Source organism: Gemmatimonadales bacterium, assembly GCA_030697825.1.
Lineage (GTDB): Bacteria > Gemmatimonadota > Gemmatimonadetes > Gemmatimonadales > JACORV01 > JACORV01.
Genome location: JAUYOW010000184.1, coordinates 1 through 8,295 on the forward strand (window position 1 = coordinate 1; position 8,295 = coordinate 8,295).

Consider the following 8,295-nt stretch of genomic DNA (forward strand, 5'->3'; position numbering starts at 1 on the left):
CCATCACGCAGGACGCCACCGTCACAATCACGTTCCTCACCGGTGAAACCCGGACTTCGTCCCGCACGGCGGTCGTGTCGTTCAACGGCACGCAGTTCGTCCCGCTGGTCATCAACGGCAACACCACGATCATCGATCTCAAGGCGCGGCCGCGCTTCCGGTTCGGCCTGCCGCGGCCCGGCCGGCCGTAGCCGGCGCCCGCGCGCGGGAATCAAGGAAAGGGGGCGGCTACGCCCCCTTTTCGTCGCACGCTGACTTCAGTCGCGAGTTGACGCCGGGCCGCCGGCACCGTAACTAACCGGGCCATGATGACCGACCTTGCGGCCTGGCGTCGTGAATTCCCCATCCTCGAAAGCACGACGTACCTGATCTCCAACTCGCTGGGCGCGATGCCGCGCGGCGCGGCCGCGAGGCTCGCCGAGTACGCCGAGATCTGGGCCACCCGGGGGGTGCGGGCCTGGGACGAGGGCTGGTGGGAGATGCCCGTCGCCGTCGGCGACCTGGTGGCGCCGCTCATCGGCGCGCCGGCGGGCTCGGTCACGATGCACCAGAACGTGACCACGGCCGAAGCGGTCGTGCTCTCGTGCTTCGAGACCGGCGGGAAGCGCGACAAGATCGTCTTCGAGGAGGGGAACTTCCCTTCCGTGCAGTACTTCTACTCGGCCCAGAAAGGTTTGACTGTCACGCCCACCCCGCTGGCCGGCGTCGTGGACGCGATCGACGACGCGACGCTGCTCGTGCCAATCTCTCACGTGCTCTTCAAGAGCAGCGAGATGCAGGACGCCGCCGCCATCGTCGGGAAGGCGCACCGCGTGGGCGCGCACGTCGTGCTCGACTGCTCGCAGTCCGCCGGCGTCGTGCCGATCGACGTGACCGCCCTCGGCGTGGACTTCGCGGTGGGCGGCTGCCTCAAGTGGCTGTGCGGTGGCCCCGGCAGCGGCTGGCTCTACGTGCGGCCGGACCTGCAGCACCTGAAGCCCCGGTTCACGGGGTGGATGGCGCACGCGGAGCCCATGGCCTTCGCGCCGCCACCGATCCGCTACACCGAAGGACCCTACCGCTTCCTGAACGGGACGCCGCAGATCCCAGCGCTCTACGCCGCCACCGAAGGGCTGAGGATCATCCGCGAGGTCGGGGTCGAGCGCATCCGCGAGCACTCGGTGACGCTGACCGAGCGGCTGCTCGCCAAGGTGCGCGAGCTGGGCTTCCCGACCATCTCGCCCACGGACCCCGCCCGGCGCGGCGGCACGGTGGCCGTGAACCCCATTGACGCCGAAGCGATCACGCGGGAGCTGCTGAAGCGCAACGTGCTGGTGGACTACCGGCCCGGCGCGGGCATTCGCCTCTCTCCGCACTTCTACAACACGATGGACGAGTGCGACCTCGTTATCGGCGAGATCGCGGCGCTGGTGGCGCACCGTCCGGGCCTGCGCGTCACCCTGGGCTCGTGACGCGGATCTGGGACATCACCCGGCCGGTCGGACCCGGCAGCTGGGTGTGGCCGGGCGACCGCGCGTTCGAGAGCGCCCTCACCTGGAAGATGACCGAGGGTGCATCCTGCAACGTCGGCCAGGTCACGATGAGCTGCCACACGGGAACGCACATGGACGCGCCCTTTCACTTCTCACCGCGCGGCGAGACCGCCGAGTCGATCCCGCTCGAGGCGTGCGTCGGTCCGTGCATCGTGCTGCCGATCGACTCGCTGGATCGCGCCACCGGCGAGCGCGTGCTGGTCAGGGCGGCGGGTGGCGCGCCGACGGTCGCGCAGGTCGAGCGGCTCGCCGGCCTGCGCCTCTTCGGCACCGACGGCCCGTCCGTGGATCCCGTGGCGAGCAAGACGCTCGACGCACACCACGCGCTCTGGAAGAAGGGCGCGGTGATCCTCGAGGGCCTGGATCTCTCGAATGTGCCGGACGGCGAGTACCAGCTGGTCGCGCTGCCGGTGAAGCTGGTCGGGATGGATGCAGCGCCGGTGCGGGCGATCCTGCTGGAGAAGTGACGGACGGATGACGGGCGGGCCGACGGACGTGATCCACCCAGCCGGGCCGGCCGGGCCGGCCGGGCGCGATCTCGTTGCCGCGGAGGAAGGCCTCAAGCGCGAGCTGTCCCAGCGGCAGCTCACGATGATAGCCATCGGCGGGGCGATAGGCACCGGACTCTTCCTCGGCAGCGCCATTTCCATTCGACTCGCCGGGCCCTCGGTCGTCCTTGCCTATCTGGCAGGCGCGGTCATCGCCTTCCTCATGACGCTGGCCCTGGGCCAGATGGCTGCGCGGCACCCCACCGCCGGCTCGTTCGGCGTCCACGCGGAGATGTACCAGGGCTCGTGGGCAGGGTACACCGTGCGATGGAGCTACTGGTTCGCGCAGGTGATCGCTATCGGCGGCGAGGTCGTCGCGTCCGGGATCTACGTCAAGCTCTGGCTCCCCAACCTCCCGCTGTGGATCCCCGTCGTCCTTCTCTCCCTCGCCCTCGTCATCGTGAATGCGATGCACGTGGGAGCGTTCGGGACGTTCGAGTATTGGTTCGCGATGATCAAGGTCGTCGCGATCGTGCTGTTCATCCTCTTCGGCATCGCGATCCTCACCGGTCTCCATCACGCCGACGTGCCGGGCGCCGCCGGTTACGCCGACTTCGCGCCGCATGGCATACGCGGCGTCTGGCTCGCGCTCCCGGTGGTGATGTTCAGCTACCTCGGCACGGAGATCGTGGCGGTCACGGCGGGCGAGGCTAAGGACCCCGAAACGGCGATCCCGCGCGCCATGCGCGCGACGGTAGGACGGCTGATAGTCTTCTACGTGGTCTCGATGGCGCTGCTCCTCGCCCTCGTCCCGTGGCGGGAGATCGGCGCCGACCGGAGCCCGTTCGTGCGGGTATTCGAGATGGTCGGCATCCCGAGCGCCGCGATCGTCATGAACTTCGTCGTGCTCACCGCCGCGCTGTCGTCCATCAACACCAACCTCTATCTAACGTCGCGGATGCTCTTCTCGCTCTCCCGCGGCGGTTACGCGCCCGCGGCGTTCGGGCGCCTGGGCCAGCGCGGGACGCCGCTCGCGGCGCTCCTGGCGTCAACCGCGGGGATGGGCGTGGCGGCGGCCGCGGCCAAGCTGATCCCGGGCGACGCTTTCATCTTCCTCTTCGGGCTGGCGATCTTCGGCGGGCTGTACGTGTGGGCGCAGATATTCGCGACGCACCTCTGCTTCCTCAAGGCGCACAGCCGCACGGACGCACCGGCGTACAGGCGCACGGGGGCACAGGCGCACAGCCGCACGGGCGAACCGGCGCACCGGTGGCGGTGGCTCGCGTCGGCCTCCGGTCTCGCGCTGATGCTCTTCGTTATCGCGACCACCTGGTGGGTTCCGGATCTTCGAGTCACCTTGATGTCGGGCATACCCTGGCTGGTGCTGCTCACGATCGCCTGGAGGTTCCGCCGATGATGCTCGCGCTACTGTTGGCCATCGCCCCGCTCCAGCAGCAACCCGCGGCGCCCGCACCGCGCCCAGCGCTGACCATCATCCACGCCGGCCGGCTGATCGACGGGCGCTCCGACGCGCCGCGCCTCGACCAGGGCATCGTCGTCGAGGGCGAGCGCATCCGCGAGGTCGGTCCGTGGGCCGACGTCTCGCGGCGTGCATCCGGCGCCCGCGTGATCGACCTCTCGCGCGCCACGGTGCTGCCGGGTCTCATCGACAACCACACCCACCTGCTGCTTCAGGGCGACATCACCCAGCAGGAATACGACGAGCAGCTCTTGCGCCAATCCATCCCGTACCGCGCGATCCTCGGCGCGCGCAACGCCGAGCGCGCGCTGATGCAGGGCTTCACGGCGCTCAGGGACGTCGAGACCGAGGGCGCGATGTACGCGGACGTGGATATCAAGCGCGCCATCAACGCCGGCGAAGTGCCCGGGCCGCGCCTCTGGGTGGCCACGCGCGCCCTGGCGCCGACCGGGATGTACGGCATCAACACCCCTAACTGGGAGATCGAGCTGCCCAAGGGCGTTCAGCTCGTGGACGGGCCCGAAGAGATCCGCCGCGCGGTGCGGGAGCAGGTCCGCTTCGGCGCGGACGTCATCAAGTTCTACGCCGACCGCCGCTACTTCGTGGGGCCCGACAGTCAGCTGCACAGCCAGCCCAACTTCACGGAGGAGGAGGTGAGGGCGCTGGTGGACGAGGCGCACCGGCTGGGCCGGCCGGTCGCCGCGCACGCGGTGGCCCGCGAAGGTCTGGACGCCGCGCTCCGCGCCGGCGTCAACACGATCGAGCACGGACAGGGCATCACCGACGACATCGCCCGGCGGATGGCGCAGCAGGGCGTGTACTGGTGCCCCACCATCTATGTGGGAGTGTACGTCGCTCCGGGGCGCACTGCGGCGGGAAACCCGATCTGGACCAGGATGCTGGACTTCCACCGGCAGGCGTTCCAGGCCGCCCTGCGCGCCGGCGTCAGGATCAGCTACGGCACCGACGCAGGAGGCTACGCGTGGACCGAGCCGCTGGCGCGCGAGTTCACCTACATGGTGCGATACGGCATGACCCCGATGCAGGCCATCAAGAGCGCGACCAGCGTCGCGGCGGAGCTGCTCGGCCAGCAGAACAACCTCGGGACGATCGAGGCGGGACGCTTCGCGGACCTCATCGCCGTGAACGGGGACCCCCTCGCCGACATCACCGAGCTGGAGCGGGTGCGGTTCGTGATGAAGGGGGGGACGGTCTACAAGAACGAGCCGTAGCCCCCAGTGGCGAGCCGTGAGGGATGAAGGCCTCCGCGGGCGGCGCCCCGAGGAGGCCTTCGCTCATCAGAACGGCGTGAACCCCGGCGAGCCGAACCTCGGCATGCGGAGGTGGCTCCAAATGGGCCAGCCGTAGGCGACGATGACGAGGATCGCCGCGAGGATGGCAAACCGCCCCAGGTTGTCGAAGCGCGCCGCGCGCGGGCCCGGCACTTCGAGCGGCTCGGCGAACTCCATGGTCGCCGGCTCGACCTTCGTGCCGAATGCCGTGAAGACCATCACCAGCATGTAGAAGGCCGCGCTCGCGAAGAGGATCAGACCGCCCACCGCCGACATCCCCGTCAGCACCTTCCAGCTCTCCGCGACCGCGCTGCCGCCGTAGCTCGCGTCGTAGACCCGCCGCGGCATGCCGAGGATACCGGCGATGTGGGTCGGGATCGAGAACAGGATCATGCCTAGGAGCCAGAGATAGGGCTGCACTTTCGCCATCGGCTCCAGCTCGAGCCTCCGGCCGCTCAGTCTGGGCACGAGCCAGTACGACACGCCCATGAAGGTCAACGCGACCGCGCTTCCCACCGTGGTGTGGAAGTGCCCCGGGATCCACGCCGTGTTGTGCACCATCGCGTTCATCGAGAAGCCGGCGTTGATCGCGCCGCCGAACCCGCCCACGGCGAAGAGCAGCATCGCGCAGATCGCGCTCGCCACCAGAGGGTCGCCCCACGGCAGCTTCTTCAGCCAGCCGAAGACGCCCGTTCCGCCGCGCGCCCGACCCGCCAGCTCGAGCGAAGCGATGACGGTGAACGCGGTGATGAAGCTCGGGAAGAGGATCCACATCGTGTTGAACGCGTGGAACATCTTCCAGCCCGCGGGAATGCCCGGGTCCATGAACTGATGGTGGAACCCGACCGGCGTGGAGAGGAGGATGAACATCACGAACACCATGCGCGCCAGCGGGTCACTGAACAGCTTGCCGCCCGCCGCGTGCGGCAGGATCGTATACCACACCACGTACGCGGGGAGGATCCAGAAGTACACCAGCGGGTGCCCGAACCACCAGAACAGGGTGCGGGCCAGGACTGGGTCCACCGTGGAGGTGAGGCCGAGCGACCACGGGATCAACTGGAACAGCATCTCGGCGGCGACGCCGGGCGTGGCGAGAAGCCACACGATGATCGTCGCGGCCATGCCGTGCATGGCGAGCGGGATGAGCTCGCCTGGATGCTCGCGGCGCCACAGCGCCAGGGTCCGCAGCATCACGAAGCACCACCCCCACGACCCCACCACCAGCAGCGTCGCGCCTATGTAGAACGCGGGGTGCGCCTTGAGCGGAGGATAGAAGGTGTAGAGCACGGTCGCCTTCCCCGCGAGGATGGCGGCGGTCGTGGCGACGGTGCCGACGAGCGCGACCCAGAACGAGGTCCATGCCACGCCGAGGTGCGCCAGCGGCCTCCCGAGCGAGCGCGTCGCCACCGCGTAGCCGAGGCCCATGATGAAGAATGTCGTGAAGACCAGCGCCATCAGCGTGCCGTGGGCGGTGACGGAGAGGTAGTACATTTTCGCCGAGCGGTACGGCAGGTCGAGGCTGGCCCGTGACAGTGACTGCATCATCGCCATCGCCGACGCGACGCCGAAGCTGATGATGGCGACCCAGATGTTGGCCAGCGCCAGCTTGTTCACGCGGGTCATGGCGCCGCCTCCACCACGACCTTCCCCTGCATCGTGTGATGCGCCAGGCCGCAGTATTCGTTGCACACGACCAGGTACTCGCCGGGCCGCTGGAAGGTGTAGGTGAACTGGCTGACGTAGCCGGGCAGCACCATGGTGTTGGCGTTGGTGCCGGCGATGTTGAACCCGTGCGAGACGTCGAGGCTCGAGATCCGGAAGGTTACCGGCTTGCCCGCAGGCACGTGGACTTCCGCGGGAACGAAGGCGAACATCAGCGCCGCCATCGCGACCCGCACGCTGCCGTCGGGCTGCACGGTGGCGCCCAGCGGCCCGAACCGCGGGTCCGTCATCACCTGCGCGGGGTCGATGGTCTCGACGTGGCTGGGCGGCCGCACCGCGTAGCCGAACGTCGTGATGCCGATCGAGACGAGGAAGACGACGATGATGGCCGTCGCCGCCCACAGCCAGATGCGCTCGTAGAGGTCGACGTTCACGGCGTCACCGCCCCGCGCGGCACGAACACGAAGTAGTAGATGGCCAGCCACCCCAGCACGAAGAGCAGGCCGTACACGCCGACGATCGCGAGCGTGCCGATGGGGTGCTTCGGACGATTCCTATCGGGATCGGTCATGGGCATCGAGGTTAGAAGAGGTTTCGTGGGGGAAGCGTGAAGCCGGTATGAAGGCCTCCACGGTACGGGAGAGTGGAGCCGCGAACCGGGCCTGGAGCACAATGACGAGTACGGCCGTCGCCATGAGCCCCTAACCTACCACGCGAACTTTTCGGGGGCAAGCTATCTTAGTAGGCATATGACCGCACCCACGATTGCCCCGAAGGTCACGGAAGCCGAGGCGAGGGCGGTCGCCGAAGCCGCACGGGAAACCGAGTGGCAGGCGCCGAGTTTCGTCGCCGAGCTGTTCGATGGCCGCCTGCGGATGGACCTCGTCCATCCATATCCGCAACCTGACCCCGAGGACGAGGCCAAGGCCCGTCCCTTCCTCGACAAGCTCGCGGCGTTCATGCGCGACAAGGTGGACGCCGACCAGATCGACCGCGACTGCAAGATCCCACCGGAAGTCGTCGAAGGGCTCAAGCAGCTGGGCGCTTTCGGCATCAAGATCCCGGGCGAGTACGGCGGTTTGGGCCTCTCGCAGCTTCACTACACCAGGGCCATCGCCCTCGTCTCCAGCGTCTGCGGCGCGACCACCGCGCTGCTTTCGGCGCACCAGTCCATCGGGGTGCCCACGCCGCTCAAGCTCTTCGGCACTCCGGAACAGAAGAAGCGGTACCTGCCACGGCTCGCGAAGGGCGCCATCTCCGCGTTCGCGCTGACCGAGTCCGAAGTCGGCTCCGACCCCGCCGCAATGGAGACCTACGCGGAGCTCACGCCGGAAGGCGACGCGTACGTCCTCAATGGCGAGAAGCTCTGGTGCACCAATGGGACGGTCGCCGAGCTGTTCGTAGTCATGTCGCGGACGCCGTCCAAGATGGTGAACGGCAAGGAGCGCCGGCAGATCACGGCGTTCATCGTCGAGCGTGACTGGCCCGGAGTGGAGGTCGTGCATCGCTGCGAGTTCATGGGCCTCAAGGGTATCGAGAACGGCGTGATCCGGTTCACCAACGTCCGGGTCCCTAAAGAGAACGTGCTCTGGGCCGAGGGACGCGGGCTCAAGCTCGCGCTCATCACGTTGAACACCGGGCGCCTGACGCTGCCGGCCTCGTCGGTCGCGGCGGCCAAGCGCTGCCTCGAGATCTCGCGCCAGTGGGCCGGCGAGCGGGTGCAGTGGGGCGCTGCGGTGGGCAAGCACGACGCGATCGCGCAGAAGATCGGCCTCATGGCGGCCAACACCTTCGCGCTCGAATCCGTCGCCGAGGTCTGCTCGCTGCTGGCGGACAAG

9 protein-coding genes are annotated in these 8,295 nt (G+C 68.4%); 6 read left to right on the plus strand and 3 right to left on the minus strand.

What is annotated here, in order from left to right; translation table 11 throughout:
• From Q8Q85_09685 to Q8Q85_09705, 5 genes are all read left to right on the plus strand, one after another.
• Positions 1-191: hypothetical protein (locus Q8Q85_09685; protein ID MDP3774524.1), on the plus strand; the 191-nt coding region annotated here is incomplete at its 5' end.
• A gap of 114 nt (positions 192-305) precedes the next feature.
• Complete coding sequence (locus Q8Q85_09690) at positions 306-1,451, plus strand: aminotransferase class V-fold PLP-dependent enzyme (GenBank protein ID MDP3774525.1); 1,146 nt, start codon at positions 306-308, stop codon at positions 1,449-1,451.
• A complete protein-coding gene (locus Q8Q85_09695) occupies positions 1,448-1,999 on the plus strand; it encodes a cyclase family protein (GenBank protein MDP3774526.1) in 552 nt (183 codons plus the stop codon). The genes Q8Q85_09690 and Q8Q85_09695 overlap by 4 nt, the downstream gene beginning before the upstream one ends.
• Positions 2,000-2,006: 7 nt before the next feature.
• A complete protein-coding gene (locus tag Q8Q85_09700) occupies positions 2,007-3,437 on the plus strand; it encodes an amino acid permease (GenBank protein MDP3774527.1) in 1,431 nt (476 codons plus the stop codon).
• The gene (locus Q8Q85_09705) at positions 3,434-4,732 is read left to right on the plus strand and encodes an amidohydrolase family protein (protein MDP3774528.1); all 1,299 of its coding nucleotides are present in this window, start codon (positions 3,434-3,436) and stop codon (positions 4,730-4,732) included. The genes Q8Q85_09700 and Q8Q85_09705 overlap by 4 nt, the downstream gene beginning before the upstream one ends.
• A 66-nt stretch (positions 4,733-4,798) precedes the next feature.
• Here Q8Q85_09705 and Q8Q85_09710 read toward each other — a convergent pair whose 3' ends face one another.
• Genes Q8Q85_09710 through Q8Q85_09720 form a run of 3 tightly spaced genes read right to left on the minus strand, consistent with a single transcriptional unit; the run spans position 4,799 to position 7,028 of the window.
• A complete protein-coding gene (locus Q8Q85_09710) occupies positions 4,799-6,418 on the minus strand; it encodes a b(o/a)3-type cytochrome-c oxidase subunit 1 (GenBank protein ID MDP3774529.1) in 1,620 nt (539 codons plus the stop codon).
• On the minus strand, positions 6,415-6,891 hold the full coding sequence (locus Q8Q85_09715; protein ID MDP3774530.1) for a cytochrome c oxidase subunit II: 477 nt from the start codon (positions 6,889-6,891) through the stop codon (positions 6,415-6,417). The genes Q8Q85_09710 and Q8Q85_09715 overlap by 4 nt, the downstream gene beginning before the upstream one ends.
• Positions 6,888-7,028, minus strand: coding sequence for a hypothetical protein (locus Q8Q85_09720; protein MDP3774531.1), 141 nt, complete (start codon positions 7,026-7,028; stop codon positions 6,888-6,890). Before Q8Q85_09720 ends, Q8Q85_09715 begins: the two co-directional genes overlap by 4 nt.
• Before the next feature lie 178 nt (positions 7,029-7,206).
• On the opposite strand from Q8Q85_09720, the gene Q8Q85_09725 reads away from it, so the two are divergent.
• On the plus strand, positions 7,207-8,295 hold a 1,089-nt coding region (locus Q8Q85_09725; protein MDP3774532.1), incomplete at its 3' end, for an acyl-CoA dehydrogenase family protein.

Excerpts from the sequence above, each read along its gene's own strand:
- Q8Q85_09690 (MDP3774525.1), top strand. The coding sequence starts at position 306 with ATGATGACCGACCTTGCGGCCTGGCGTCGTGAATTCCCCATCCTCGAA.
- Q8Q85_09720 (MDP3774531.1), bottom strand. The coding sequence starts at position 7,028 with ATGACCGATCCCGATAGGAATCGTCCGAAGCACCCCATCGGCACGCTC.
- Q8Q85_09700 (MDP3774527.1), top strand. The coding sequence starts at position 2,007 with ATGACGGGCGGGCCGACGGACGTGATCCACCCAGCCGGGCCGGCCGGG.
- Q8Q85_09710 (MDP3774529.1), bottom strand. The coding sequence starts at position 6,418 with ATGACCCGCGTGAACAAGCTGGCGCTGGCCAACATCTGGGTCGCCATC.
- Q8Q85_09705 (MDP3774528.1), top strand. The coding sequence starts at position 3,434 with ATGATGCTCGCGCTACTGTTGGCCATCGCCCCGCTCCAGCAGCAACCC.